This is a genomic window from Leptospira licerasiae serovar Varillal str. VAR 010 (assembly GCF_000244755.1).
Classification (GTDB): Bacteria; Spirochaetota; Leptospiria; order Leptospirales; family Leptospiraceae; genus Leptospira_B; species Leptospira_B licerasiae.
Map to the genome: position 1 here is coordinate 487,299 of NZ_AHOO02000013.1, position 26,424 is coordinate 513,722.

24 protein-coding genes are annotated in these 26,424 nt (G+C 41.8%); 17 read left to right on the forward strand and 7 right to left on the reverse strand.

From position 1 onward, the window contains the following. Nucleotides 1-80: 80 nt before the first annotated feature. From LEP1GSC185_RS18170 to LEP1GSC185_RS18200, 7 genes are all read left to right on the forward strand, one after another. Nucleotides 81-686 (forward strand): MotA/TolQ/ExbB proton channel family protein, encoded by a 606-nt coding sequence (locus LEP1GSC185_RS18170; RefSeq protein ID WP_008592180.1) that lies wholly within the window; start codon nucleotides 81-83, stop codon nucleotides 684-686. A 1-nt stretch (nucleotide 687) separates the two neighbouring features. Beyond that, nucleotides 688-1,155 (forward strand): ExbD/TolR family protein, encoded by a 468-nt coding sequence (locus LEP1GSC185_RS18175; protein WP_008592349.1) that lies wholly within the window; start codon nucleotides 688-690, stop codon nucleotides 1,153-1,155. 86 nt (nucleotides 1,156-1,241) lie between these two features. After that, nucleotides 1,242-4,139, forward strand: a complete 2,898-nt coding sequence (locus LEP1GSC185_RS18180) for a BamA/OMP85 family outer membrane protein (protein WP_008592534.1) — start codon at nucleotides 1,242-1,244, stop codon at nucleotides 4,137-4,139. 12 nt (nucleotides 4,140-4,151) lie between these two features. After that, the gene (locus LEP1GSC185_RS18185; protein WP_008592755.1) at nucleotides 4,152-6,362 is read left to right on the forward strand and encodes an ATP-dependent helicase; all 2,211 of its coding nucleotides are present in this window, start codon (nucleotides 4,152-4,154) and stop codon (nucleotides 6,360-6,362) included. 59 nt (nucleotides 6,363-6,421) lie between these two features. Continuing rightward, complete coding sequence (locus LEP1GSC185_RS18190; protein ID WP_008592849.1) at nucleotides 6,422-6,862, forward strand: LIC11625 family surface-exposed protein; 441 nt, start codon at nucleotides 6,422-6,424, stop codon at nucleotides 6,860-6,862. A 9-nt stretch (nucleotides 6,863-6,871) separates the two neighbouring features. Beyond that, entirely contained in the window at nucleotides 6,872-7,723 is an 852-nt protein-coding gene (locus LEP1GSC185_RS18195; RefSeq protein WP_008592093.1) for a 3'(2'),5'-bisphosphate nucleotidase CysQ, read from the forward strand. Nucleotides 7,724-7,752: 29 nt separating this feature from the next. Then, the gene (locus LEP1GSC185_RS18200) at nucleotides 7,753-8,889 is read left to right on the forward strand and encodes a glycosyltransferase family 4 protein (RefSeq protein WP_008592932.1); all 1,137 of its coding nucleotides are present in this window, start codon (nucleotides 7,753-7,755) and stop codon (nucleotides 8,887-8,889) included. On the opposite strand, the gene LEP1GSC185_RS18205 is transcribed toward LEP1GSC185_RS18200, so the two are convergent. Next, a complete protein-coding gene (locus LEP1GSC185_RS18205; protein ID WP_008592315.1) occupies nucleotides 8,866-9,285 on the reverse strand; it encodes a hypothetical protein in 420 nt (139 codons plus the stop codon). The genes LEP1GSC185_RS18200 and LEP1GSC185_RS18205 overlap by 24 nt on opposite strands. A gap of 102 nt (nucleotides 9,286-9,387) precedes the next feature. On the opposite strand from LEP1GSC185_RS18205, the gene LEP1GSC185_RS18210 reads away from it, so the two are divergent. From LEP1GSC185_RS18210 to LEP1GSC185_RS18220, 3 genes are all read left to right on the forward strand, one after another. Further along, nucleotides 9,388-9,894: a TlpA family protein disulfide reductase gene (locus tag LEP1GSC185_RS18210; RefSeq protein WP_008592804.1), complete on the forward strand. Its 507-nt coding sequence runs from the start codon at nucleotides 9,388-9,390 to the stop codon at nucleotides 9,892-9,894. 167 nt (nucleotides 9,895-10,061) lie between these two features. Beyond that, entirely contained in the window at nucleotides 10,062-12,101 is a 2,040-nt protein-coding gene (locus LEP1GSC185_RS18215; protein WP_008593038.1) for an AMP-dependent synthetase/ligase, read from the forward strand. 118 nt (nucleotides 12,102-12,219) lie between these two features. Next, a complete protein-coding gene (locus LEP1GSC185_RS18220) occupies nucleotides 12,220-12,891 on the forward strand; it encodes an LIC11631 family protein (RefSeq protein ID WP_008592718.1) in 672 nt (223 codons plus the stop codon). Nucleotides 12,892-12,988: 97 nt separating this feature from the next. On the opposite strand, the gene ptsP is transcribed toward LEP1GSC185_RS18220, so the two are convergent. From ptsP to LEP1GSC185_RS18235, 3 genes are all read right to left on the reverse strand, one after another. Continuing rightward, nucleotides 12,989-14,731: a phosphoenolpyruvate--protein phosphotransferase gene (ptsP, locus tag LEP1GSC185_RS18225; protein WP_008592612.1), complete on the reverse strand. Its 1,743-nt coding sequence runs from the start codon at nucleotides 14,729-14,731 to the stop codon at nucleotides 12,989-12,991. A gap of 102 nt (nucleotides 14,732-14,833) precedes the next feature. Continuing rightward, on the reverse strand, nucleotides 14,834-15,739 hold the full coding sequence (gene lpxC / locus LEP1GSC185_RS18230; protein WP_008592449.1) for a UDP-3-O-acyl-N-acetylglucosamine deacetylase: 906 nt from the start codon (nucleotides 15,737-15,739) through the stop codon (nucleotides 14,834-14,836). Between the two features lie 262 nt (nucleotides 15,740-16,001). Further along, nucleotides 16,002-16,667, reverse strand: a complete 666-nt coding sequence (locus tag LEP1GSC185_RS18235; protein WP_175284901.1) for an SDR family oxidoreductase — start codon at nucleotides 16,665-16,667, stop codon at nucleotides 16,002-16,004. An 89-nt stretch (nucleotides 16,668-16,756) separates the two neighbouring features. Here LEP1GSC185_RS18235 and LEP1GSC185_RS18240 point away from each other — a divergent pair, with 89 nt between their 5' ends. The 3 genes from LEP1GSC185_RS18240 to LEP1GSC185_RS18250 are packed head-to-tail and all read left to right on the forward strand — an operon-like array spanning nucleotide 16,757 to nucleotide 18,808. After that, a complete protein-coding gene (locus LEP1GSC185_RS18240) occupies nucleotides 16,757-17,422 on the forward strand; it encodes a TIGR00266 family protein (RefSeq protein WP_024864087.1) in 666 nt (221 codons plus the stop codon). Between the two features lie 18 nt (nucleotides 17,423-17,440). Next, nucleotides 17,441-18,112, forward strand: coding sequence for a TIGR00266 family protein (locus LEP1GSC185_RS18245; protein ID WP_008593043.1), 672 nt, complete (start codon nucleotides 17,441-17,443; stop codon nucleotides 18,110-18,112). 3 nt (nucleotides 18,113-18,115) lie between these two features. Next, a complete protein-coding gene (locus tag LEP1GSC185_RS18250; protein WP_008592736.1) occupies nucleotides 18,116-18,808 on the forward strand; it encodes a TIGR00266 family protein in 693 nt (230 codons plus the stop codon). Here LEP1GSC185_RS18250 and LEP1GSC185_RS18255 read toward each other — a convergent pair. Next, nucleotides 18,805-20,136, reverse strand: a complete 1,332-nt coding sequence (locus tag LEP1GSC185_RS18255; RefSeq protein WP_008592827.1) for a radical SAM protein — start codon at nucleotides 20,134-20,136, stop codon at nucleotides 18,805-18,807. The two genes, LEP1GSC185_RS18250 and LEP1GSC185_RS18255, sit on opposite strands and share 4 nt — an antisense overlap. A 98-nt stretch (nucleotides 20,137-20,234) precedes the next feature. On the opposite strand from LEP1GSC185_RS18255, the gene LEP1GSC185_RS18260 reads away from it, so the two are divergent. Both LEP1GSC185_RS18260 and LEP1GSC185_RS18265 read left to right on the forward strand, forming a co-directional pair. Beyond that, entirely contained in the window at nucleotides 20,235-21,434 is a 1,200-nt protein-coding gene (locus tag LEP1GSC185_RS18260) for a PQQ-dependent sugar dehydrogenase (RefSeq protein WP_008592151.1), read from the forward strand. Nucleotides 21,435-21,534: 100 nt separating this feature from the next. Further along, nucleotides 21,535-22,716 carry a lipoprotein LipL45 gene (locus LEP1GSC185_RS18265; protein ID WP_008592546.1) on the forward strand — a complete coding sequence of 394 codons (1,182 nt, stop codon included), beginning with the start codon at nucleotides 21,535-21,537 and terminating at the stop codon, nucleotides 22,714-22,716. A gap of 224 nt (nucleotides 22,717-22,940) precedes the next feature. Here LEP1GSC185_RS18265 and LEP1GSC185_RS18270 read toward each other — a convergent pair whose 3' ends face one another. Together LEP1GSC185_RS18270 and lipA are read right to left on the reverse strand one after the other, a co-directional pair. Next, nucleotides 22,941-23,276 carry a hypothetical protein gene (locus LEP1GSC185_RS18270; RefSeq protein WP_008592470.1) on the reverse strand — a complete coding sequence of 112 codons (336 nt, stop codon included), beginning with the start codon at nucleotides 23,274-23,276 and terminating at the stop codon, nucleotides 22,941-22,943. Next, entirely contained in the window at nucleotides 23,261-24,166 is a 906-nt protein-coding gene (gene lipA, locus LEP1GSC185_RS18275; protein WP_008592088.1) for a lipoyl synthase, read from the reverse strand. The genes LEP1GSC185_RS18270 and lipA overlap by 16 nt, the downstream gene beginning before the upstream one ends. Nucleotides 24,167-24,259: 93 nt before the next feature. On the opposite strand from lipA, the gene LEP1GSC185_RS18280 reads away from it, so the two are divergent. Together LEP1GSC185_RS18280 and LEP1GSC185_RS18285 are read left to right on the forward strand one after the other, a co-directional pair. Further along, entirely contained in the window at nucleotides 24,260-25,015 is a 756-nt protein-coding gene (locus LEP1GSC185_RS18280; RefSeq protein ID WP_008592780.1) for a pseudouridine synthase, read from the forward strand. Further along, nucleotides 25,012-26,421, forward strand: a complete 1,410-nt coding sequence (locus LEP1GSC185_RS18285; protein WP_008592432.1) for an MBOAT family O-acyltransferase — start codon at nucleotides 25,012-25,014, stop codon at nucleotides 26,419-26,421. Before LEP1GSC185_RS18280 ends, LEP1GSC185_RS18285 begins: the two co-directional genes overlap by 4 nt. Nucleotides 26,422-26,424 lie beyond the last annotated feature (3 nt).

Genomic DNA, 26,424 nt, shown 5'->3' on the forward strand with positions numbered 1-26,424 from the left:
AAGGAAAACTTCCTTTTAAAAATCGTTTGGCAGGGACAGCCGAGTTGGAAACCCTACTCCTTGGAGAACCTCAAGCCGATATGATTCTTGCCAAAACAGATTCTTTGGTTTCCATTATTCCACCGGAAACAGTACCTATTCTGATCCTTCTAGTTTCTATAGTAGGATTTACAATCATCATAGAAAGGCTGATCTTCTTCTCTCGTTGGAAGTCCATAACCCCTGACGATTGGAGAAGGGTCAAAGATCTACTCAGAGAGAAAAACTACGATTCCGCTTCGGACCTAATGAGAAGTCTGAGCCAAGGGCCGGTCTCCCAAGTTTTACAAGCAGGCATTACACAGTTTAAAAAGAATGCATCTTCCGTAGATGATGAAATTTTGACCCAAGGATTAAATCAGATCCAGAGAATGGAAAAATTCCTTTCTCCGTTAGCTACTATCGCAACTATCTCTCCACTTTTAGGAGTATTGGGAACAGTTCTAGGGATCATTCGCTCCTTTGCGGAGGGTTCCGGAACAAGAGGGGCAGAAGTAGGGATCAGTGAGGCATTGATCACTACAGCTATGGGACTTGCAGTTGCGATTCCTGCTTATATTTTCCATAACTTCTTCCAAAAGAAAAAGGAAGATGCGATTTCCGAAATGGAAAGTCTTTCCGAGCAGGCGCTTAGGTTTTTAAAATAAAATGAAATTTAGGAAGTGGAGTCGGGGAGAGAGCGGAAGTTTTAGGGCAGGCCAGATCGAGCTTGCGCCTATGATAGACGTTATTTGCTTCATCGTAATTTATTTTTTGATGAACGCGACTTTGGAAAAATCCACTGTCGTAAAAATAGAACTCCCTAGATCTTCCAGCACTGCGCAGGAAAAGAAAAAGGACGAATTGGTGATCACTGTCAATAAGGACGGAAAAATTTTCCTAGATAAAGACACTGAGCCTGTTCCTTTGGAAAAACTGACTGAAAAGATAAAATTGTTCAATGGCCAAAACCAAGGCGACGACAAAGACAAAAAAGAACCTAGTAAAAATCGGGTGATTATCAGAGGGGATGGTGGAGCGAGTTACCAAACCATCGTCAAAGTAATCGATAAAGTGAACGAAGCCGGAGTAACAAGATTTAATCTTGCGATGGTTCGTCAACCGGGAGGTCAGTGATCCGCTCAGGTGGATCTAAAGACTTATTTCGAGACATGAAAACGTCTCGATCTTAAATAAAGCCTTAAGGCGATTTCAAAAGACTCTTGAAACGAAAAGTATCTATATATAAATCCTTTGCCGTTATTTTTGTAAGCGGATTCTTTTTTTACTCCGGCGAGATCTCTCAACTTTTCTCCAAAAAAACCGATTATTTCGGAAAGATCGTTAGAGAAATAAAATTTAACGGAAACAAAAATACATCCGACTCGGATATTAGCGGTCTTTTGGAACTCCGGACCGGTAAACTTCTCACTAAAGGGATTATTGATAGAGATCTTAAAGCGTTATTTGCATCCGGATTCTTCTACTTTATAGATATTAAAGCGGAAGAAATGGAAGGCGGTGTACGGGTCATTTTCGAACTTAGGGAAAGACCGAGAGTCAAGGATATCGAATTTATCGGGGCGGACGAAGTTTTTCCCGCTGATCTTAGGGATAAAATGCCTCTCAAGGACAACGAGGTCATCACCCCTCAAAAGGTCACCAAATCTAGAGATATTATATTACAAAAATATAAAGATGAAGGGTTCTTCCTCGCTTACGTAAAAGTGGAGCTCGGCAAACCTGATCCTAAGACAAACTTGGTAAAGGTCCGTTTTATCATCGACGAGGGAGAAGAGATCCCGGTCGCAAAGATCAATATCTATGGAAACGAGACGATCGAAACTTCTGAGATCCTGGGGCTCATGGAGTTAAAAGAAGAAGGCCTGTTCGAAGGCGGTAACTTTAAAGAGAGTTCTTTTGAAAAAGATAAGGAAGTCATCCAAGCATACCTAAGAAGTAAAGGCTACTTGGATTCAGAATTGATCCGAGAAGGTACCAACTGGGAGATCCATTGGGAAAACGCGGAAAAGAAAAATAGAAGGGTGATCATAGTCAATATCAAACTCTACGAGGGACAGGTGTATTACTTTAACGGATATACCGTTTCTCACGATATGACTACGGATGGGGACGGTAGACCGATTTTCTTGAACAAAGAGAATAACCCGCCTGAAACTCCTAAGGATAAATTAAAACCTCTATTCACGATCCCTGAGATCGAAAAATCCTTGGATTATAGCGCCAAAGATGCGGGAGAAGTTTTCGACGAAACTGTATTTTCCAGAGACAGGGCCACAGTAAACGAACTCTACGGTTCCAAGGGTCATATTTTCGCCCAGGTAATTCCAAGAAGAAAGATCGTCTCTTTGGATTCTGAAAGTTTGGAATATTACGAAAATTGTACATCCAGAAGAACTGAGTTGGAAAAAAAATCCTGCGAAGAAGAATACAAACAATTAAATATCCGCAAATTAAGAGAAATTTATAGGGATAATCCCGAACTGAGAGGGCGTAAATTCGTTCACGTGGACTTTACCATTCGTGAAAACAATCTTGCTCAGATCGAAAACGTAATCATCAAAGGGAATAAAAAAACACAGGACAAGGTGATCCGCAGGGAGTTACTTTTCAAACCGGGAGATTTATTCGATTCCAGTTTGGTAAACCGCTCTAGGGAAAGGATCTTTAACCTAGGTTACTTCAAAGAAGTAAACTTTAATATGAGACCCGGTTCGGACGATACAAAGATGAACCTTGTCATCGAAGTCTTAGAACAACCTACCGGAACGGTTTCCATGGGTGGCGGTTACGGGACCATCACAGGATTTACCATTTTTACGGAAATAGGTGAAAACAACTTAAACGGGACCGGACAAAAAGTTTCAGGGCGTTTGGAGTTTGGACCCTATCGTAGATCCTTCCAGATCTCTTGGACTGAACCTTGGATGTACGATACTCCTTGGTCTTTATCACTTTCCATGTTCTACTTCTCAAGAACGATATTCTTGGGTTCCACTTCTACGATCTCCATTTCGGATAGTACAACCGCTCCTACGGTAGAAAATGCGACCTATGATAACAACGGTTTGGGAGTCACCATGGGAGTGGCTCATAGGCTCGGGACCAACTGGACACACTTCCATAGGTACACTCCTGCATTCTATTCTTATTCCAACCCGACTGCGCTCGTGTCAGATGCGGTTTTGGCTAACGTAAGAAGAGGGTGGCAGTTCCGTTCTCAGGTCACGAACGGCCTCGCTTATGATATCCGTGACAACGTATTTGCACCTACTCGAGGTTATGATCTTCTTTTCCAGGTAGATAACGTCGGGCAGTATTTGGGCGGGTCTTCCCACTTCGACCAATATAGGATCTTAGCGGAATATTATCATACTTGGTTCGATTTTACTTTCGGAGGTTTGATCCGAAACAACGCTCTTCGTAGATGGAGAGTTGTTCAGGAATTTAGGACCTCGGACACTTTTATTTTCCAAAGGTCTCCTGCGGGAGGCTCTCATAACCAAGACCCGGTCCAGGACCCTTATATTCGTCCTCAGGATTTGCTCATCATAGGGGGATACGAGTCCTTAAGAGGTTGGTATTATAACGATCAAAAGTATCCTGTAGAATGGAGAGACGGTGCTCAACATCGTATTCTTTTCGATACTGAGATCCGTATTCCGATTGAGCCGAGCTTGCTCTGGCTCGTAGTCTTCTTGGACGGAGGAGCGCTTTACGAACAGGTGAACCGCGCCACAGGAACTAAAAAAGATTATTTCGAATCTTACGATAAGAATAAAGCGGATCAGATTGCGGCAAACCCGATCGGATGGTACATCCAAAACAATTTCAATTTGCAAAATGGACGAAAGGCGGACGTAACCTACGACGAATTGAATAACCCGGGAAGATTGATCCTGTCCTCGGATAACGTTGCGATGGATAGAATGAGATACTCTTGGGGCGTGGGTTTAAGGGTCCAAATCCCGGTTCTACCTCTACGTATTTACTTCGCTCAAAAGTTAAAACCTACCGGAAATTTCTGGGCACCGTTCGAGAGATACGAATCTGATAATGCATTCCAGTTCGTATTCGGTATCGGTGACTACCGATTCTAAGGAGTTTTTGCTTTGTCAGTTGATCTAGTGCAAGGCTTGAACGAACCCCAAAAAGCCGCGGTCGAAAGATTAGAAGGTCCGGTCCTGATCTTGGCTGGAGCCGGTTCTGGAAAAACTAGAGTAATCACTCACAGGATCGCAAACCTGATTCTGAACAAAAAAACGGATTCCATCTGTGCTCTGACTTTTACCAATAAAGCAGCTGCGGAAATGTTAGAGAGGGTTGCAAAACTTGTGCCTTCCATTCCTTGGAATGTCCAGATCAAAACATTCCACTCTCTTTGTTTGTATATTTTGAGAAGAGAGACTTCTTACCTTGGAATGCCTTCCGGATTTACGGTTTATGATTCCGTATTACAGGAATCCTTAATTAAGCAAGTGATCAAGGATCTACACGAAGATCCAAAACAATACAAACCTTCTTCTTTGACCGGGATCTTTTCCTCTTGGAAGGATGGACTTTCCGATTCCGATTCTTATATCCGGAAAGAGAATTTTTCACATAGATCCCAGATGATCTCTAATATTTACGAAGAATATGAAAAGCGTAAGAAAAAGAACCAAGCCCTGGATTTTGGAGACCTGATCCAAAAAACCGTAGAATTATTCAGAGAGAATCCGAGTGTCCTAAAGTCGTACCAAGATAGATGGAATTATATCATGGTAGACGAGTACCAGGATACGAATAAAGCGCAATATACTTTGGTACGTATGCTTTCCGGAGATAGAGGAAATCTTTGCGTAGTAGGGGACGACGACCAGTCCATCTATTCGTGGAGAGGAGCCGATATTTCGAATATTCTGAATTTCGAAAGTGATTTTCCGAATGCGTATGTGGTTAAGCTCGAAGAAAATTATCGTTCTACTTCCAGGATCATCCGGGCCGCTTCCAAAGTAATCGCAAATAATAGCGGAAGAAAAGAAAAGGAATTATTCACAAATAACGAATTGGGAGAGCCGATCGGCGTTTCTCAATTCGAGAATGAAACGGAAGAAGCTTACGATATAGTAAAAAAGATCAGGGCAGGTGCAGCTAGAGGAGCCGAATATAAGGATTTTGCGATCTTCTACAGGACAAACGCTCAATCCAGATATTTTGAAGAGGGACTTAGATCTTCCGGTATCCCGTATAAAATTTTCGGCGGTTTTAGGTTCTTTGATCGGGCAGAGATCAAGGACATGATCGCATATTTAAACGTAGTCGCGAATCCTATGGATTCCAATTCTTTATTAAGAATTGTGAATACACCTCCTCGCGGAATAGGCGAGGCAAGTATAGAAAAGATCCGTAAATTCTCCTTGGATCGTGGAATTTCTTTTTTGGAAGCGATAGGGCATCCTGATCTTCCCTTAAAAAAAGCAAGTTTAGGAAAGGCGAAAGAGCTCTATCATTTATTCGAGGATTTGATCGATCGAAAAGAAAAAGGAGAGCTTCCTTCTAAGATCGCATTGGAGATCGTAGGACGATCCGGTTGGATCGATTATATGGAAAGAGACGCTCATGACGAGGAAGCAGTCTCCAAAGTGGAGAACGTCAGGGAGTTTGTGAATTCTATCGAAGAATATGAATCAAGGGAAGATTCTCCTAACCTAGAAGAATATCTGAATCAGATCAGTCTTCTTACTTCGGAGGAGGATTCTGCACAACTCACTGACTACGTTCATCTGATGACCGTTCACAACGCAAAAGGACTGGAGTTCCCCACAGTATTTCTGACCGGTTTGGAAGAAGGGACCTTCCCTCATGCAATGAGCATGGAAGAACCGAACGGAGAGGAAGAAGAAAGAAGGCTTTTTTACGTAGCTTTGACCCGAGCCAGAGTAAAATTATATCTGAGCTATTCCAGGACATCCCGAAAATTCGGGAAAGTAGAGGATCGGATTCCATCCCACTTTCTTCCGGAAATCCCGTCGGAATGTTTTGGGGAAGAAGGTATTCTTGCCCAAAAGGGAGTTCGTAGACCTTCGGGGCCTCCGACTGCTTCTTCTGGAGCATACAAAATCCCGGAAGGTCCGAGAGAAATCCAAAGGGATGCAGGTACTTCTAAACCTCTGGGCGAAGAAGCCGATATCCGGGAAGGAGACAGGGTCAAACACGCCCAATTTGGCCTAGGACAGGTGATTTCCGTCCAGGGGACAGGCAAAAACCGTAAGGTAAAAATCAAATTCGGGAGCCTGGAGAAGAACTTTTTCCTTGCGTATACTCCCTTAGAGAAATTATAACGAGGGGGAAAGTTCACCCCCTAAAATACCGATATTATTCATAGGACATAGGAGAAACAATGAAACGGATCGTAATACTAACCCTGGCTATCTGCCTGGGGACCCCATTGTTTGCTGGAAAAGTCAGCGGTTTAGTAGAAGAATTTAATAAAGTAGAAGAATTTAATAAGAATCGAAAAGTTTCCGATGCCGCTAAAAAAGCGACCCTGGAAAAAAATCTTCTCTCCGCTTTAAAATACAGCCTTCATCGTAAATACCTGGATTATAAGGAATACACAAAGGATCTAAAAGCGGATTCCATTTCTTACGAACCTCAAAAGGGAACCTTTGGAGTATACGTAAAATATAAAACCTATATCGTATTTTATAGTTATCTAATGGATCCGGAAATTTATCTCCAAACTCCTATCAACGAAGTGTTCTATGTTCGTCCTGATAATTTGGATGAAGAACCTCATAAGGAAGATAAACAACCGGCTCAGCCAACTACCGGAAAATAATTTCTTTTCATGCAATTTCCGGAAGAAGCGGAATTAGTTTCTAAACTTGTTCTGGAAGCCGCAGATCGGATCTTTTCCATCTATGGAACGAATTTCCATGTGATGGAAAAATCCAAAGGTGACCCTCTCACAGAAGCAGACCTGCAAGCTAACGAGATCATCGCAGGCGGCATTCGCAGTATATTAAAAGACAAAGTTTATTCCGAAGAAGATTCGGATTTTTCCCATTCTTCTCTTGGGAAAGAAAGAGTCTGGATCTTAGATCCGATCGACGGTACAAGAGAATTTGTAGCCAAAAATCCTGAATTTGCGATCAGCCTCGGGCTTTTAGAAGAAGGTAAACCTGTTTTCGGAATTGTGATGAATCCCGCAACAGGCGAATTTTTTTGGGGAGCGGAAGGTAAGGGTTCATATTACACAATCTTAAAGTTTCCTTATGTCGAAAATCGGATCGATTGGAAGGACACTTTTTATCTCCAAAAATCCGAGTCTTCCCAACCTCCCAAAATTTTAGTTTCTATTTCCGAAACAAAAGCCGGACTTTTCAAAAAACTAAATTATGGAAATGATTTCGTACTGGAACCAAAAGGATCCATAGCTTATAAATTGGCGCTTGTCGCAGTTGGAAAATATCCTTTAACACTTTCTCTCCGACCTAAAAACGATTGGGACGTGGCAGGTGGGATTGCAATTCTAAGGGCTTCCCTAGGAAAGGATCTGGAAATCCGTTCCGGTAAAGATTATCCATTCTTAACTTCTAAATTAGGGATAGGTTTGCTCGCCGGGGAATCGGAACTTGTGGATCAATTCTGGGAAAAGTTTAAAACTTCCCTCCAAGCTTCCGTAAGAGATCGTTGGTAAATCAATCTTAGAAAAGGGCCGTTCTTCCTTTGACTAATCTAAACGAAAAGAAATACAAGATCGCCTTGGACGCAAGGCCTTTATCCACGCCCGTATCAGGAGTCGGTAGATTGATCGAATCCATTCTAAAGGGTTTCGAAAAAGATTCCAATTTTGAATTTTATCTTTTTTCTCACCGACCGATCCACGAAGGTTATTCTGATCTATTCAAAAATCCGAATATTAAACCTGTGATTGGGCAGGGTCTATTCTCTGTAAAGGGTGGCATTTACTTTGCATTCTACCTTCCTTTCCAATTGAGAAAGTATGAGATCGATCTGTTTTGGGGAACTCAGCAAGTATTCCCTCTTTTCTTACACAAGAATATCCCCGGAGTGTTGACCTATCACGATTTTGTGGCGTATCGATTTCCGGAAACAATGAGGCCGATCGCAAGATTCCAGCAGCTATTTTATTTAAGAAGGAGTATCCAAAGAGCTGATTTTATTCTGGCTAACTCAGAATTCACCGCCTCCGAGATCTTAAAGTATTCTTCTTTTTCCAAAGATAAGATCCAAGTCATCTATCCAGGTTACGATCCTAAGGAGATCCGAAAGATCAAAACTCCTCCTACAGAAAGGATCTCTGAACTTCCTAAAAAATTTTTTCTAACGGTGTCCACTTTAGAACCGAGAAAAAATTTCGGAACACTTCTAAACGCGTATCAAGAAGCCAGAAAGGAAAAATCGGATCTGGTTTGGGTCCATGCAGGTAAGGAAGGTTGGGAATCTCCGGAGTTTTTGGAAAAATTCAAAGACTTATCCGTATCCGGAGAGCTATACTGGTTTGATTTCGTGACGGAAGAAGAGCTGAAATATCTATATTCTCAGGCGAACCTTTTTATTTTTCCATCCATCTACGAAGGGTTTGGGATCCCACTTTTAGAAGCGCTTGCATATTCTCTGCCTTGTATCGTTTCCGATCTAGAAGTATTCAGGGAAATAGGAAAAAAATCCTGTAAATATATTTCTCCGGAATCACCCGAAGATTGGAAAAATGCAATTTTGGATTTTCAAAAGAGGAAGTTTAAGTTTGTAAAGGCGGATCTAGCAAGATTCGAGAGAAAAAAGTCCGCATCGATCGTGAAAATGATCTTCAGAGATCTAGTTTCCGCTAAAAGATCCTAATATCTTTTGTAAAAAAGACTTTTTACCTACCTCTATCGTTCCTGAAAAAATAATGTCGGTAGAGGATTTCCAATGGATATGTATCCGATTTATATCCAAGGCCTGGAAATAAATTTGTTCGGTCGGACTTACGTTCCAAACGAATAGATCTTCTTTTCTTGTCCAAGATCGGTCAGTCCAATCTGTACAGATCCTTTCTATAGTTTTGCCGGATCTTAATTGTAGGATGAATCCTTTTTTGGGATCTAAAAATGCCAAGAGGATCGGGGGTTTGGCTGATCCTTCGGGGGCTCCTGAATCAAAATGGATCCCTTCTCCTTGGAACCTTCTTCCTTCCAAATAAGATCGGAATTCTGCAAATTGGAAATAGTAATTGTAGATCCTGGTTTCTTCCAAGGTTGAAAACCTTGTACAAGTTTTTGATCTCCGCTCTTTAAAGCAAGGTAGAATTGGTAGTAAATGACTTGTAGCTTTGATTCTTATTTGTACTCTGGAAGTATGGTTTTTAGAAAAGCCTGGTCTGTTTTCCTTCTTCTTTTTTTTATTTTATTCTTAAACGATTGTAGATCGGACGAGCAACCGTTGCTCTACCAGGTGACCCTTCAAGATTGGGATGGGAATTCCCATAAGTTTTCGGAAGACAAGGGTAAGTTAGTGGTCTTGGATTTTTGGGCGAGCTGGTGTGAACCTTGTAAAAAAGCGGTGCCTGTAGTCGAAAAACTGAGAGAAAAATTGAAAGATTCTCCTGCAGTCGTATTAGGCGTGAATACGGAAGACGATCTAAGTTTAGAAGAGATTAAAAAAGCTGCTTCCGAATTCGGAATGTTATACCCGAGTCTTTTGGACCCGAAATGGGAACTTGTGACTCCTCTTAAAATAGAAGGGCAGCCCGCATTATTCGTATTTAGCAAATCCGGAAAGAAACTTCATTCCCAATACGGAATTTCAGAGAAAGATCTACCAATATTGGCCGGAAGACTAAAAAACTGGCTCGAATCCCCTTAAAATCGGGTTTTATCCATAACGACCGTGTAACAAAAAACCAAACTCAGACTCGTTTTAAAAAAAAGGATTTATCTTTCAGCATTTCCTTGGAATCTGGAATCAGATCACCGGTAGGTGCTGCCGGACATCATCCATCTTTCCAATTCATTTCAGGAGAATTTCCATTCATGGCTGAGAACCTCGCCCAATTATTTCGTGAGTCAGCAGAAAAATTTAAAAATAAACCTGCTTTCTTGTACAAAGACGCGCAAAAGAATTATTTGCCGATCACCTACTCGGAGTTATACGAAGCAGGTGTGAATCTTGCCGAGGCTTTGATTGATCTAGGTATTCAATCTAGAGACCATGTCGCGTTACTCGCGGATAACCGTGTGGAATGGATCATCGCGGATTACGGTATTATCATGACAGGTGCGGCTGACGTTCCTAGAGGAACGGATATCACCGACTCGGAAATCGTGTATATCGTTAGCCACTCCGAGTCCGAAGTCGTATTTATAGAGAACGATAAAATGTTGGAGAAATTCAACAGGAACAAATCACAGCTCGGAAAAGTAAAAACGATTATCATAATGGATAAGGAATCCGAGGCTCCAGGCGTTCTAAAAATGTACGACCTGATCGAAAAGGGAAAAAGTTTAAGAGCTTCCGGTTCTCGTAAAGTAGAGGATAGAGTCGCTGCGATCAAACCTGAGGATCTTTTCACTCTGATCTATACTTCCGGAACTACCGGTCTTCCTAAAGGTGTTCAATTAAGACATTCTAATATGATGCACCAAGTATTGAACGTAACTCCTATGTTAAAGATCAATGCCGAAGCAAAATTGCTTTCTATTCTTCCTGTATGGCACGTGTTCGAAAGAGTTGTGGAGTATGTTTGTATCAGCATTGGAGCGGCAACTTATTACACCAATGTTCGGGATCTTCGCCAAGACTTAGCTACCGTCAAACCTACATTCATGGGATCTGCTCCTCGTCTTTGGGAAAATATATACAACGGTATTTATACAAGGATCAACGATCCAAGCCAAACTCCTGCGATCCGTCGCGGATTGTTCAAACTTGCCTATTTCTTCTCGGATAAGAAAAATGCGGCGGTTCGTTTTATCACAGGGAAAGAAGTGGATTATCACGGAAGAAATCCGATCTTCTCTTTCTTTTACGGGATCTTAATGTTATTCCAATTGGTTCTAACCGGACCTTTTACATTAACTGTGATCTCTTCGATCGCGGCTTATCTGCTTGCCTCTACAGAATTTTCTTCCCTGAGTTTGCCTCTTTATATCATCGCGGGCCTTGGAGTATTCTTCAATAGCGCAACTTTGGATAAGATTGTTCTTTCCAAGATCAGAACCGCTACCGGTGGAAGACTAAGAGCTTCTATCTCGGGAGGAGGAGCTCTACCTCGTCACGTGGACGAGTTCTTCAATAATATCGGGATCAACGTGTTAGAAGGTTACGGTATGACCGAGACTTCTCCCGTACTTTCCGTTAGAACTTTCCAAAAGCTGATCATCGGTTCCGTAGGTTCCATTGTTCCTAAGACTAATCTGCAGATCCGAAACGATAACAACGAAGTTCTGACAGAAGTTGACGAAAACGGAAAAGTGATCAAAGGAAGACTAGGCCGTAAAGGTGTTGTGTTCGTAAAAGGGCCTCAGGTCATGAAAGGTTATTTCAAAAATGATGAAGCTACCTCTAAGGCTCTTGTAGACGGATGGATGAATACCGGCGATATGGGGATGATCAACTTCAAACATACCCTAACCCTTACTGGTAGAGCGAAAGACACAGTCGTATTGTTAGGCGGTGAGAACGTAGAGCCTGTTCCTATAGAGAACAAACTCCAAGAATCCGCTTATATCAGCCAATGTATGGTGATCGGACAAGACCAGAAAAACTTGGGGGCCATTATCATTCCTGACTTCGATAAACTGGAAGAATGGGCAAAAGAGAACGGAGTGGATACCTCTAATAAAGACGCTCTGATCGAAAATCCGAAGGTTGTGGATCTATACAGAAAAGAGATTAAAGCGCTTAACAACTCTAAGAACGGATTTAAGTCTTTCGAGCAGGTAAATCCTTTCTTCCTGGTTTCCAAACCATTCGAGGTAGGAGACGAGTTAAACAATATGTTGAAGATGAAACGCCACGTAATCGCTGAAAAATACGCGGATAAGATCAAAAAAGTCTATTCCGGTAATTAGATAATCCTTTTGATAGGGTGTAACGCCCTATCAAAAGGAAGGAAGAAGCCTCGGTGATAACACCGGGGCTTTTTTTTACCCTGAGGGGAATCATAGAAGCCGCCGATATGTAACTTGTATGGCGAAAACGATCCTCTCCAAACCCAGTATTTTCGAGCCTTACGGTCATTCGGACCTGTATGCTTTGGACAATCTTTACTTTTCCGCGTTAAGAGAAAGAGAAGTCTGGGATTTTTCCAGAGTAAGAGAATTTTCAGCCCTAAATTTAGGATTTATATTCGCAAGAGCAGAACTTTCCTGGAAGAAATTTCAGTCGGAACTCGAGATCAAAAACCTAAACCCAAGTTTTAAAAAAGGAATCTGTTTAAGTGCAGGCTGGGAAGAAGCACCTGGACTAAAGATTGATTCTTTTTTGCCGAAGGTTCTCGGGTCGGAAGAAGTTTTCCAATATTCCAGATTGGAAGATCTTTCGAATGAGATACTTTTCAGAGAATTTTTCTCTTTGGAAGGATTTACATTTAAAGGAACTTGGAAAGAAAAAAACTATCTGATCTTATTTTCGAACGTTGATTCGGAAGATAGAAACCTTCCCTCCGTAATCAAAAAGATCTCTCAGTTCCATTCTGAGAAAAAATCGGAAGGAAATTTTTTCCTAAGGACTGAAAAACAGTCTTATTTGAATTTTCTAAAACCTAAAGAGTCCTTAGGACCTCTGTTCTTACAGGAAAAAAAGATAGATCAAGATCCGTTCTTATTTCTGAGTTTGGAATATTCGGATATTATAAAGTAAAATTATTCGCCTATTGTGGTACGGCGTAGAAGTTCCAACACCGTATTCTTAGAATAAATTTTCGTTTCGTAGGGACTCCTACCGCCGGGCTCCGCACTTATTCTAAATGTTTACTGAACAGAAAGGCCTCGATAGCCTCGTAGTCTTCATTCTCGGAAAGTTCTAATATCTTTTTTAAAAGAAAGTTCGCCTGCTTTAAACTCACAGATCCTAAAATTTTACGGATCGGCCCCACGAACGGAATCGAGATGGAAAGTTCCCTGAATCCCATGCCCAAAAGTAGGATCGTAAAATTTGTATCGGAAGCTATCTCACCGCAGATACTCAAAGGTCTTTCGTATTTCCAAGCGGTCTCTACGATTTGAACAAGAGTCCTTAAAAATGAGATATGGAACGGATTGTATAGAGACGAAACATTCACATTATTTCGATCCACTGCCATCAGATATTGCAGTAGATCGTTTGTTCCGACAGAGAAAAAATCCACTTCTCTCGCCAAAACGTCCATGGAAGAAACAGCGGAAGGTGTTTCGATCATCACTCCCAGTTTGATCTTTTTATTGAACTTTTCTTTGCTGGCGGTAAGTTCTCTTTTACATTCTTCTAATATTTCTTTGGTTTTTTTGATCTCTCCCAGGTTTGTCACCATAGGAAGCAGAATACTTAGATTTCCATAAGCGGAAGCTCTGAGGATTGAGCGTAATTGTTCTTTGAACCATTCCGGATTTTGCAGACTGTATCGAATTCCTCTGTTTCCTAAAAATGGATTTTCCTCGAATTCTCCTGTGGAAAATTTATCGGCGCCTATATCGAAGGTACGGATATACACCGGGTTAGGATCCATTCCTTCTGCGATCCTTTTATAGGCTAAAAATTGTTCTTCTCCGGAAACGTTTCTATCCTGGTATTTTAAGAATAAAGACTCAGAACGGAAAAGTCCCACACCATCCACGTCCGCTTTTTTAGCAAGATCACAATCCGTGTCCGATTCCAAATTACATTTTAGTCGGATCTTGACTCCGTCTTTTGTGACCGCTTTTTTAGGTTTGATAACCTTTGTCTCAAAACTTAAAGGAGAAGCGGCCCCGTAATATTTTACTTCTTCAATTGTGGGGTTTCTGACGATCTGTCCCGTGTCCGCGTCCAGAAAAACATATTCAAAATCATTAATATTTCTATAAAATTCCTTTAATCCGACAATGGTAGGTATCCCGTAATTCCTAGCAAGGATGGCCATATGGCCCGTTTTTCCTCCCAGGTCCGTCGCGATCCCTCGAATTCTACTCTTGTCCATCAGTATCATTTGAGAAGGAGTCAATTGTCTTGCGACTAAGATCACGTCCTCCGATTGATCCGCTAAGAAAGAGACTTCTTCTTTTTTATCTAAAAGGTTTTCTAAGATCCGATTGGAGATATCCTGAAAATGATCCGATCTTTCGCGAAAGAAAGGATTATCCATACGAGTGAACTTGTCCGTAAGTTCGTTGATCGTATTTTGAACCGCTAAAAACGCGTTTTCGTTATATTCTTTGATCCGATTCCGAAATGAATCTTGAAGACCGGGATCTTCCGTAATTGTGACCTGGGTCTCGAGAATTTCCTTCAGTTCTTTGTCTTGTTCTCTGGTTTTTAGGCTGGAGATGATGGATTTTAATTCTATTTTGGATGATTCGAGAGCGTTCGCAAGCTTTTTGAGTTCTTCCGATTTTTGGCTCTCGTGGATATAGGCGCCGTGAGCTAGATGTCTTCTCTTTGTCCCGACTTTTACGCAACGACCGTAAAATCTGCCGGGAAAAGCGACTATTCCCATGTATGTAGATCTTTTCCCGCCACCATTCATAGATGAATCCGCAGGTAGAAATACAGTTAGTTTAGTGAATCGACAAGTCTTTTATAAATCCGGAACTTCCCGCCTGGAGACAAGCGGGAAAATCGAATATATCTAGACCATCGCCGCTTTTCTGTTGAATAGAGGAATCCGACGGCTTTTGTATTTGCCCAGTTCGTTTCCTGTTACGGAACTCATGACGAGTTTTGCCATAGAAACGTCCAGTGCATGCCCCGCCTTGGAAGCCAAATAATGTCCGATAATAGGTCTTCCTGCGATAGAAAGATCGCCTACTAGGTCCAAAATTTTGTGGCGTACACATTCGTTCTCATATCGAAGGGATTCGTTTAGATATCCGTCCTGGGTCAGAACAATTGCGTTATCCAGGGAACCACCCATTGCAAGTCCTCTTGCTTGGAGCGCTTCTACGTCTTTTAGGAATCCGAATGTCCTTGCTGGTAAAATTTCGTTTTTGAGGATTTCGCGGTCCAGATCGATTGTGATATTCTGGCCTTTTAGAAGTGGGTGAGGGAAGTCTATCGTGTAAGTCACTTTCCAGGTTTCACTTGGAAGGATTACTAGGTATTTGTCCCCATCTACCACCCACATTGGGTTTTTTACATAGATAGGTTCGATTCTTTCTTCAAATTCAGTATAACCTGTGCTTTCGAATGCTTCTAAAAAAGGAAGGGAAGACCCGTCCATGATCGGGACTTCTACAGAGTCGATTTCCAGAACCATGTCCGTAATTCCTACGGAAAATACCGCTGCCATCAGGTGCTCAACGGTTTGGACCCGGTGGAGTCCATCTCCCAGGGTGGTAGCGTTACTCGTATCTACTACGTTACTTAGTTCTACAGGGATGGATGCTTTATCTTCTCCCTTTCTATATTCAAAAACAATACCTGTTCCGGCTGGGGCCGGGTGTCCGATCAGATTTACTTCCTTACCGGAATGTAATCCAATCCCCTTAATTCTAACGGTTTCTTTAAGAGTTTTTCTATGTTCTGTGAAATTCATCATTTCCTGCCCCGGAAACTTTCGCTTCCGGAATCCATTCGCTTTGCACCGGGCTCTTTCTAGATTGGACGTTTGTAAAATCCAAGTTCAAATTAACCCTTTAGGGCTATAGAAGCAATATCTATGCCAGGTGCAGTGCAAAAAGATGATTTTAGACGGGCAGTATAGCTCGGTACAGAGATAACTAGACATAATTTGAAAGAAATTTCTGTACTTCTGTCTCTTTTTTACAACAGTGTTGTTTTAGGGAGACAGAATCCATTTACCATGGTAACTCTTCCCCGTTTTGATGAAAGAATCTTCCGGACCTTTCCGGAGAGAGTTTTTCAACCAAATGGGCTAGCCCCTCGGCTGCTTCTCTTGGTGGAATTCCTTGTCTTCCTGTCATTTCAGTAGCTACCATTCCAGGGTGGAAGATACCTACGGAGATCTTTTTGGGCGCCAAGTCACGAGCGAGACTCACCGCTCCTGCATTCAAAGCTGCTTTGGACATTCTATATCCGTAATACGCTCCGGAAGTATTGTCTGCGATGGAGCCCATTCTGCTAGTGATAAAAACCAGTTTAGAGTGGGGGCCGAGTTTTGGAAGAAGTAGATGACTGAGGCGGATCGGCCCGATTGCATTTACCAGGATTTGGGTTTCCAGTTCAGTAAAGTCCACACTTTCCAGATTATCCGGGATCAGGATGCCAGCGTTATTGATGAGTATATCCAGTTTGACTCCAGTCAAAAAACCGGAAAGAGTTTCGAAAGTATGGCTTTGGGTTAGGTCCAATCCTTCGAAAATTTTCACTCCGAGCCTGCGCAGAGGTTCCGAACTTTTTCTACAAGCGGCGTAAACCGTATAACCTTTTTCGGAATATAAATTAGCGAGCTCTAGACCGATCCCTCGATTGGCTCCTGTGATTAAAATATGTTTCATTGGGATTAAATTCCAAAAAGAAGAATCTAGAAAGAAATACTATACGCCGGGAATCGATTGACGCCTTGGAAAATATTTTCCAACCTTTCCCGCGTATGCAATTCCAGATCTCTCATAAACCTTCCTTCTCCTTATTGAAACTTAGATTAGGCCCTGGTCAATCGATTAAATCGGAAGCCGGAGCCATGGTATACATGAGTTCCCGAATGGGCGTGGAAACCAAAATGGGAAGCGGATTTCTTTCCGCTCTTTCCAGAAAAATTTTCGGCGGAGAGTCGTTCTTCTTCAATACGTATACCGCTCCAGACTCAGGCGGAGAGATTGGACTCGCTCCGGATCTTCCCGGAGATATCATCGATCTGGATCTTGTCGGAAAAAGTATTTTTGTACAATCCGGATCTTATTTGGCTTCCGATCCAGGTATCCAAGTTGTTTCTAAATTCGGCGGCATTCGTTCTTTGCTAGGTGGAGAAGGTTTATTCCTATTAGAAATTTCCGGAACCGGAAAAGTATTCTTAAGTTCTTATGGAGCAATCGTTCCAATTCAGGTACAGGGAAATTATACTGTAGACACAGGTCATATAGTCGCCTTCGAAAATTCTTTGCAGTTCAAAGTAGGAAAGGCTGGAGGAAATTGGAAATCCACTTTGCTGGGTGGAGAAGGTCTGGTCGCAAATTTTTCAGGAAACGGAACTCTTTGGATCCAATCTAGAGTGCCTTCCGGATTTATCAGCTGGCTCACCAAACTTCTTCCAGTTTAACAAAAATTAGGAATTAAAATGAATATCCAAGTTTTATACAAACCATCTTATTCCGTAGCGAAAGTTAATTTAAGTTCCGGAGAATCTATCAAGGCGGAAGCGGGAGCTCTCATGAGTATGAGTTCTCATATCCAAATGCAAACAAGTAAAGCGCAAGCAGGAGGGCTTTTCAAATCTTTGAAGGCTGCTTTTTTGGGAGGAGAATCTTTCTGGATGAATACATTCTCCGCTTCACAACCTGGAGAGGTATTGCTTGCTCCGACACTTCCGGGTGACATCGAAAAATTAGAATTGAACGGGACTATCTTTATACAGTCCAGTTCCTTTCTTGCCGCAAAACCGGAGATAGATATAGATACTAAATTCCAAGGTCTGAAAGGTTTTTTTAGCGGAGAGTCCTTATTCTTCTTAAAACTTTCCGGAAGCGGACCGGTTCTCATTTCCAGTTACGGCGGGATAGAAGTCCTGGATGTAGAAGGAGAATTTATAGTAGATACAGGCCATATAGTAGCATTCGAAGAAGGTCTTCAATACGAGATCACTAAGTTCGGAGGTTGGAAATCCTTCTTCTTGGGTGGAGAAGGTTTAGTCGCCAAATTTAAAGGAAGAGGGAGACTTTGGCTCCAATCCAGAAATGTGCCTACGTTAGGCGCTTGGTTCAGATCCGAATTACCACCTAGAAAGGAATAAACGATGAAATTTGAAATATTAGCAAAACCTGATTTTCCCATCTTAAAGCTTGATCTGAACTCAGGAGAATCCATTCGAGCGGAATCCGGAGCAATGGTTGCCATGTCCTCTCAGGTCAAAATGGAGACAAAGGCGCAGGGTGGAATATTCGCATCCGCAAAAAGAGCTTTATTCAGCGGTGAGTCTTTCTTCCAAAACACATTCACAGCAGAAGGTGGAAACGGTGAGTTATTTTTGACATCAGCCACCCAAGGAGACTTGGAACACAGAACCCTCAAAAACGAAGAATTGATCTTAAGTAGAGGAGCCTATGTTGCAGGTGGAACAGAGCTTGTGATAGACAGTAAATGGGGAGGCTTCAAAGGATTTTTTGCAGGAGAAGGTTTATTCTTTCTGAAAGTTTCCGGTTCAGGGGACCTTTTCTTTTCTAGTTTTGGGGCCATTCACACAGTAGATGTGGACGGAATGTATATCGTGGACACGGGCCATATAGTAGCATTCGAACCAAGCCTGGATTATCATATAGATAAAGTGGGCGGATTAAAATCCCTGTTCTTATCCGGAGAAGGACTAGTCGCAAAATTTTCAGGGAAAGGTAGACTTTATCTGCAAACTAGGAACCAAAACTCATTCGCTTCTTGGGCAAATACTTGGAGAAGAGTGCAACGTTCTACAAGTGTTGGAGGAGGGGACTAAGCCCTTCCTGGATAACCGATCACATCCATAAAGGCGGAAACTGAGAAAACCGCCTTTCCTGGTCCTGGTTCTCCATAACCTGGAGGTACTGGAAGATTATATTTTTCGAATGTAGACTTCCAGACTGTGAGCAATTCACAGAAATATTCCAGAGGAGGACCGGCTTGCGTTCCTAAAGTTGTATAAGGTTCAGGACACCAAGCAGTGAATCTAGGCATGATCCCTTTGGACATGAAGAAGTCCAAACCTTCTCCCGTAGACTTGATCGCTTCTGCAACTGTTGCAAATCCCCAAGGTTGGGAAAGTTCCACTCCTCCTACAAAATTCGGGATTACGTAAGAAGACCCAAAAATTTCCGCAGAGTCAACGATCCTTCTGATCCAAGTATCTCTGCCAATGTATGCTTCTTTTCCTGGACAGATTTTTCTGAATAGTTCCGGTTCCCACACCTCGTAGTTTGGATGATAGACTTGGATGCCTGCGTCTTTGAATTTTTTGCAGTCCTCATTCTCCCAGGCTTGGGAAACAATCTTACCCATCCATCTTCCAGGAAACTTCTCTTCGATCGCTTGCGCGTATTCTAAATAGAAATCTATTTCATTTTTCTTTTTGAGAGAAGTGATTACGGAACCGCCGGTGATTGTGTATACTTTTGCGATCTCATCTTCCGCATCAATCCAAGACAGAACTTCTAAAATATCTTCTATATCTTTAACGCCAGTGTATGGTCTGCCAGCATTCTTCTGTTGTCTATAGTTATGATTGATATCACAGTAGGCACATTCTTCGTCTTTACCGAAGTATTGGCAGTTGCGGAAAACGGTTAGATAGATCAGATATCCCCATTCGATCACGGGTGCTATCTCTCCCGGAATTTTTCCGGATTTGGTCTTGTGTCTGTACCAAGCTGGCTTAGGAGGGTATTCTAATTTTCCCAAAAATGTTTCGTTTAAATAAAGACCAGGTCTGCCTTCGTCTTTTTCTCCGGCAGGGATACGTTTTACTTTGTAAGGTGAGTTCGGATTGTTTCGAGTAGATACTACGGTAGGTAGAAGATTAAAATAACCTCCTGTGATCTTGATCTCTTCCGGAGCTTTTGAGTCTGTACCTTCCTTCATATCCGCAAGTGGAATATGGTCAAAGGAGAAGATGAAATAATCCTTGGTCTTATAATCTCCCTCTATCTGGAAAGATTCCGGAAGAAAATGGATTCCCTGCCTCAGAATATCCTGTTTCAGAATTGCTTCGAAAGGGATTTGTTTGTATTTTTTTTCCATTTCCTCTAGTAAGGCTATGGAAGATTCGGGGCGAAGGGTGCTCGTGCTCATCTTAGCTCCAGACTGGTTTGTGGGTAAGTTTTGGCATCTAGTTTTTGGCTTTTTCATCCTTGACTGAGAGCTTTCAAACTGTATTTTTTTTAGCTAGAATGAGACGATTTCGCAGCGGGTTTTTAACCTTCTCTCTATTTCTGGGACTCTTCCTCTTTACGGTGGAGCACACCCATCTTCTTGCTAAAACCAAAAAACAAAAAAACAAGAAAGAAAGCGGTACCGAATATGTATTCGGTTGGACCCAAGTAGCATCCGGATTTAAGGAAATCACCGATATACAATTTCATCCTAGTTTACCGAATGAGATGCTAGTCTTGGAAAAGAAGGGAAAAATCCTTCTTTGGAATTTTACAAACAAAGAATCCAAACTCATAGCCGACTTTACAGGAAACGTAGAGACAAGATCGGAAGAAGGTTTACTTGGCCTTGCATTTCATCCTAGGTTTTCCGAAAATAAACTCTTCTATATCAATGCGGTTTCTAAAGAATCCGGGAAGGACCAAACATTCATTTTAGAATTTCGCTGGGATGATTCTAAAGTGATCCGCTGGCAGGATCGTAAGAGGATTTTACTTAGAGTGGATCAACCTTATTCCAATCATAATGCTGGCCAGCTTAGCTTTGGGCCGGATGGAAAATTATACATCGGTTTTGGGGATGGGGGTGCCGGAGGAGATCCATACAAACACGGACAAAACGCTTCTACCTATTTAGGAACTCTCATCCGGATAACGCCTAACTTGGATTCCAATGCACCTCCTTATAAGATCCCGGAAGATAATCCTTTCAGAAATTCGCCTGGCTTCTTACCGGAAATTTGGGCTTACGGACTCAGAAATCCTTGGAAGTTTTCTTTCGATACCAAAACGGGAGATTTGTATCTTGCCGATGTAGGGCAGGACGATTGGGAAGAAGTAGATCTGGTTCTAAAAGGCAAAAACTACGGTTGGAATATAAAAGAAGGATTTCATTGCTTTTTACCTAAGGAGAATTGTGAAAAACCCGGGCTAACCGATCCCATTCTGGTGTATGATCATGATCTGGGCCGTTCCATCACAGGTGGTTACGTGTACAGGGGAAAGAATCTTCCCAAATACTATGGGTGGTACATTTTCGCTGACTTTGTTTCCGGAAAGATCCTAGGATTCTCTACCGAAGTAGAAGGCAAAAGGAAACTAACTGTATTAGGGGATACTCACTTCCTAATTAGCACATTTGGCCAGGATTCTGCAGGTGAGCTGTATTTTGGCGATTTTAGTTCAGGAAATATCTTCCAAATTGGAAAAAAAAATTGAAATAAATTGAAAATCCCAAATCCATAGGTGTTAACCCAATATAGATCGGACTGCCTCCACCGCGGTTTCTGATTAATCTCGATCAAAGAAGGATAGGGGTATGAATAAGATCATTTCCGTTGCATCGGCCGTCCTAGTGGTCGGTCTGTTGACATCCGGAGCTTGTAAAAAGCCTGCGGAGAACGCGGATTCCGCGAACGCAAAACAGAGCCAACCATCGGCCATCGTAGTATTTAGCGTAGGAGAAGCAAAAATCCAACACGCTGATTTAACTGAAGACAAAGCTAGTCTTGGAACCGTCCTGAAAGAAGGGGACAAGATTGAAACCAAGGCAAAAGCGAAAGTGGATATCCAATTCTCCGACGGATCAGCTGTTCGTTTAGCTGAAAAGTCCAGCCTGGAATTCTCCGCTCTCGCTTTGAATACCCAAGGAAACACAGACACTAGATTGTCTTTAGTTTCCGGAAAAGTTTTCGCAAAAGTAAATAAAGCAAGCAAAGACGATCAGTTCTCCGTAGTAACTCCAACCGCAATCGCGGGAGTTAGAGGAACTTCTTTCGTAGTAGATCGTACTAAAAGCGACAGATCTGTCGTAAAAGTATTAGAAGGATCCGTTGCTGTATCTCCAAGAGTTCGCGCTCTGGAAGGTGCAAGTGCAGAAGAAATTTCTGCCAATGCAGAATTACAAAAGATCAAAGCTTCTTTAGACAAAGCTGAAGTTATCTTAGAAAAAGACGAGTCTTCCATAGTAAAAGCTCCCGATAAAAAATTCGGTGAGAAAGAACTTACTAAGCTAGACGCTACTTTGGAAAAAGACATTCCAAAAGCGGTTACTAAACTAAGTGGCGCTGGAGTATCCAAAACCGAAGAAGAAGAGATCAGAACTATCGTTACATTGGATAAAGACACTACAGATAAATTAGTAAAACTAAATGTAGATCCTAAATCCGGCAAAGTAGACGAAGCTACCAATGCCGCTAACGAAGCTGAGAGAAAGAAAATCGAAGAAGAATTAGCTAAGCGTCAGGCTGACGAGCTGAAAAGATTCAAGAACGTTCTTGTTTCCGCTCCTAAAAACCTGAAAACCAATAAGGACTTAGTGAACTACTACGAAAAACTGGAAAAAATCGTATTGGCTGATGGTAAAACAACCATCATCGGAGCGATCGTAGACCAGCAAGGTAGTACAATGATCGTCCATACCGAAGACGGTATTAAGAAGATCAACCAGGATGATGTAAAAGAAGTAATCTACGACTTCCAAACTAAATCCGAAAATTAATCCACAGGCACAAGCTTAAAGGTGGAAAAATCCCGGGTTACCGTAAGGTGGCTCGGGTTTTTCTATTTAGAGACACGGAGTTTTTGTTGAGACGCAGTGCTTTATTTCCACGCAGAGACGCCAAGGCGCAGAGTTTTAGAAAACTTCTATCCCAAAATATCTCTCTGCGGCTCCGCGACTCTGCGTGAGAAAAAACTTAGCGTCTCTAATATGCTCTGCGGCTCTTACCTGGGCTTATGATGAGGATGAGTATCCAGGTAATGATCCCAGAGTTTTAGGATCATAGTCGAAATTTCTTCTAGATCTAAAACTAGAACCTTATCTTTGTAATTTATAAGAAGTTTCGTTTTACCAAATTTTTGGATCTCTCCCCATTCTACTCTGAAGCCGGGAATTAAACTGATCGCGTCGAATAAAAGGTCTTTGATCTCCATTTTGGAAATGTGACCGTCTTGTTTAGAAAGATAAGATAGAATAGAATGGAAGATGATCTTTTTCATCTCCCCTGTATCCGGAATGTCCGGAAATTTATCTTTGGTTCTTTTTAATTTTCGAACCACGGCACTTGCTCGTCCGCGTGATAAGAACTTCTGACTAAAGGTCCTGAAAATACGGTCCTGAATCCTAAGGCTTTTCCAAATTCTTTCAGATCTTTGAACACTTCCGGGCGAATATACTCGCTCACAGGAAGATGTGTAGGAGTCGGTTGTAGATATTGTCCTAGAGTTACCATTTGCACCCCAACGGATCTGAGATCTTTTAGGGTTTGATGGACTTCTTCTAATGTTTCGCCTAGGCCGAGTATCAATCCACTTTTAGTTAAAAGCCCTCTTCCAGATGCATGTTCTAATACATCCAAGGATCGTTCATATTTTTTGGCGGGCGCTACTGTAGGAAATAATCTCTCTACAGTTTCTAGGTTATGATTGAATATATCCGGCTTAGAAGAATAAACGATCTCTAAATTTTCTTCCCTCATTTTGAAATCCGGGACCAAAATTTCAATTTTGCATTCGGGTAATCTTTCCCGGATCAACTCTACTGTTTTTTTATAATGAGCCGCTCCTCCATCCGCTAGATCATCTCTGTTTACGGAGGTAATTACTATATGGTTTAGGCCCAAAGATTTTGCGGATTCTGCCACTCTTAAAGGTTCTTCCGGATCTAACGCCAGTGGTTTTCCGAAAGCAACATCACAATAAGAACAACGTCTTGTGCAGATATCTCCCGCGAGCATATAAGTGGCCGTCTTTCTGGACCAACAATGGTTCAGGTTCGGACAAGAAGCACTTTCGCAAACAGTATTGAGCTTTCCTCCCTCTACGGAATTTCGAACGAAATCGACCGGGTTTTCCTTTTCACGGAAGGGAAGTCTGACCTTTAACCAATCCGGTTTTTCGGGAGCGGGTTGATATGCATTAGATCTGGGCTTCTTTTTAAGAGGATTCACCCTTTAAGCCTCCGCCCGAGTCTCCAAAGAGTCAAGTGTTTTGGGTAGCCGGAAATAGGCGGGTGCCCGAATCTGGAGGGACTGAGGGCAAGTTTGAGCGAAAAAGTCGCAAAAGAAAAAACGGGGGAAGATTCCTCCAAAGAGATCCGGATCAACAGATTCCTGGCTGACTGCGGGTTAGGTTCTCGCAGAAAAGTGGAAGAATTGATCCTTTCCGGCAAAGTGAAAGTTAACGGCTCCGTCGAAAAGAATCTAAGCACCAAGATCCTGGTAGGTTCAGACATTGTCCAAGTTGGAAATAAAAAATTAGTTCCCCCAACTGAGTCAGTGTTCCTTGCATTAAACAAACCGAAAGGTTTTCTTTGCTCCCATAGCGATCGTTTTCATTCTAATACAGTTTTTGAATTACTCCCTAAAAAGTACGGAAAACTTTTTATAGCAGGAAGATTGGATTTGGATTCCAGAGGACTTCTTCTTTTATCCGACCAAGGGAATTTAGTCCAAGAAATCACTCATCCTTCCGAAGGTTCCGAAAAAGAATACGAAGTAATCTTAGAAGAAGAATTAGATTCCAGAGAAGTGAAGGATAGATTCACTAAGGGATTTATGGACGAGGGAGAATTTTTAAAAGCGGAAAAGGTTATCTCCTTAGTAAAAGGAGAAGAATCTTCTAAGTTCAGGGTGATCTTAAAACAAGGAAGAAAACGCCAGATCCGTAGAATGTTCTCTATACTCGGCGGAAGAGTGATCGATCTGCAAAGGATCCGGATCGGAAAACTTTCTTTGGAAAAATTGAAAATCGGAGAAGGTAAGTTTATCTTACTGGATCCTAAAGTTTGGAGACCATGAATTTTACCAGTTTAGAATTTTTATTTTTTTTCTGCCTAGTATTTCTGGTGTATTGGAATCTTCCGGACGCTTTAAAGAAATATTTTCTGATCTTTAGCTCGGCGCTATTTTATGCATTCTCTTCTTGGAAGTTTTTGCTTCACCTTATCCTTGTTGTAACGATCAACTGGGCGTTCTTACGCTTCTTCCTTGCAAAAAAATGGTTTTTGCCGGTTTCGATCGGATTCAATGTTCTTAATTTAGCTTTTTTTAAATATTTCTATTTTTTTGCGGATCTTATCGGGATATTTTTAGGAATCCCGGATTTTCAGAATAAGGTTAGCTTGGATGGATTGATTTCCAAGTCTTTGGACTGGGCAGGATTCGAGGTAGTTCTTCCTTTAACCATCAGTTATTATACGTTCCAATTCATTTCTCTTTTAGTGGATAAGAAAAAGGGAACAATCACAGAAGAGATCGGCCTTTTTAAATTAGCTTCTTATATTTTCCTTTTTCCTGTGATGATCGCGGGGCCTATATTAAGGTTTGGTGATGTAGCAACTCAATTCGATTCACCTAAAATGGAAAAGGAAGATATGGTGGACGGGCTATGGCTCGTTGTCATAGGTCTTTTTAAAAAGTCGGTAGTTTCCGTTTTGATGTCCGGCTCTATCTTCCAGGTATTTGCGGAGACCTCCGCTTTCTCGGGAGCGGCACTTTTAAGTACGGTATATTTCTTTGCGATCTATCTATATTTGGACTTTTCAGGACTAACGGATATCGCAAGAGGAATGGGAAAACTTTTAGGATTTACTCTTCCTCAAAACTTTAGGGCTCCGTTCTTCTTTAATGGTTTTGGGGACTTTTGGAGAAGATGGCACTTAACATTCTCCTTTTGGATCAGAGATTATTTATATATTCCGCTTGGTGGTTCGAGAAGTGGAACAATACGCACTTGTTTTAATTATCTAGTCGCATTCGGATTAGGCGGTCTTTGGCATGGAGCCAATTTGAATTATCTGCTTTGGGGAGTTCTGACTGGTCTATACCTTTCCATAGAAAGAGTGCTGAATGATTGGAAGATCAAGATCTTACCTGAGATCCCTTATGTAAAAAGGACCATTACCTATTTATTCGTTTTGAATATTTATAGTATTTCCTGGATATTATTCTTCACTCCTGATTTTGGTTCTGCTTTGGCAGCAGTACAGAGAATATTTGTTTGGTCGAATGGGGTCGCTTTCCCGAATATGGAACCTTGTATTTTTGCGCTCTTAGTCGCCATCTTGTTCCATTCTGCAGAAGAATGGCCCGATAAATTTAAAGTCGGTTTCAGATGGAAGGCGGCTCTTCTTCCTATCGTATGGATCTTGGTCTTACTTGCATTGCCTAGCGGAAATGCAGATTTCTTTTACGGACAATTCTGAGAA

What these genes read in the sequence shown, in the direction of transcription:
- LEP1GSC185_RS18170 (WP_008592180.1), top strand. Translation starts at nt 81, where the DNA reads ATGATTCTTGCCAAAACAGATTCTTTGGTTTCCATTATTCCACCGGAA.
- LEP1GSC185_RS18175 (WP_008592349.1), top strand. Translation starts at nt 688, where the DNA reads ATGAAATTTAGGAAGTGGAGTCGGGGAGAGAGCGGAAGTTTTAGGGCA.
- LEP1GSC185_RS18190 (WP_008592849.1), top strand. Translation starts at nt 6,422, where the DNA reads ATGAAACGGATCGTAATACTAACCCTGGCTATCTGCCTGGGGACCCCA.
- LEP1GSC185_RS18195 (WP_008592093.1), top strand. Translation starts at nt 6,872, where the DNA reads ATGCAATTTCCGGAAGAAGCGGAATTAGTTTCTAAACTTGTTCTGGAA.
- LEP1GSC185_RS18210 (WP_008592804.1), top strand. Translation starts at nt 9,388, where the DNA reads ATGGTTTTTAGAAAAGCCTGGTCTGTTTTCCTTCTTCTTTTTTTTATT.
- LEP1GSC185_RS18215 (WP_008593038.1), top strand. Translation starts at nt 10,062, where the DNA reads ATGGCTGAGAACCTCGCCCAATTATTTCGTGAGTCAGCAGAAAAATTT.
- LEP1GSC185_RS18220 (WP_008592718.1), top strand. Translation starts at nt 12,220, where the DNA reads ATGGCGAAAACGATCCTCTCCAAACCCAGTATTTTCGAGCCTTACGGT.
- ptsP (WP_008592612.1), bottom strand. Translation starts at nt 14,731, where the DNA reads ATGAATGGTGGCGGGAAAAGATCTACATACATGGGAATAGTCGCTTTT.
- lpxC (WP_008592449.1), bottom strand. Translation starts at nt 15,739, where the DNA reads ATGAATTTCACAGAACATAGAAAAACTCTTAAAGAAACCGTTAGAATT.
- LEP1GSC185_RS18240 (WP_024864087.1), top strand. Translation starts at nt 16,757, where the DNA reads ATGCAATTCCAGATCTCTCATAAACCTTCCTTCTCCTTATTGAAACTT.
- LEP1GSC185_RS18245 (WP_008593043.1), top strand. Translation starts at nt 17,441, where the DNA reads ATGAATATCCAAGTTTTATACAAACCATCTTATTCCGTAGCGAAAGTT.
- LEP1GSC185_RS18250 (WP_008592736.1), top strand. Translation starts at nt 18,116, where the DNA reads ATGAAATTTGAAATATTAGCAAAACCTGATTTTCCCATCTTAAAGCTT.
- LEP1GSC185_RS18255 (WP_008592827.1), bottom strand. Translation starts at nt 20,136, where the DNA reads ATGAGCACGAGCACCCTTCGCCCCGAATCTTCCATAGCCTTACTAGAG.
- LEP1GSC185_RS18260 (WP_008592151.1), top strand. Translation starts at nt 20,235, where the DNA reads ATGAGACGATTTCGCAGCGGGTTTTTAACCTTCTCTCTATTTCTGGGA.
- LEP1GSC185_RS18265 (WP_008592546.1), top strand. Translation starts at nt 21,535, where the DNA reads ATGAATAAGATCATTTCCGTTGCATCGGCCGTCCTAGTGGTCGGTCTG.
- LEP1GSC185_RS18285 (WP_008592432.1), top strand. Translation starts at nt 25,012, where the DNA reads ATGAATTTTACCAGTTTAGAATTTTTATTTTTTTTCTGCCTAGTATTT.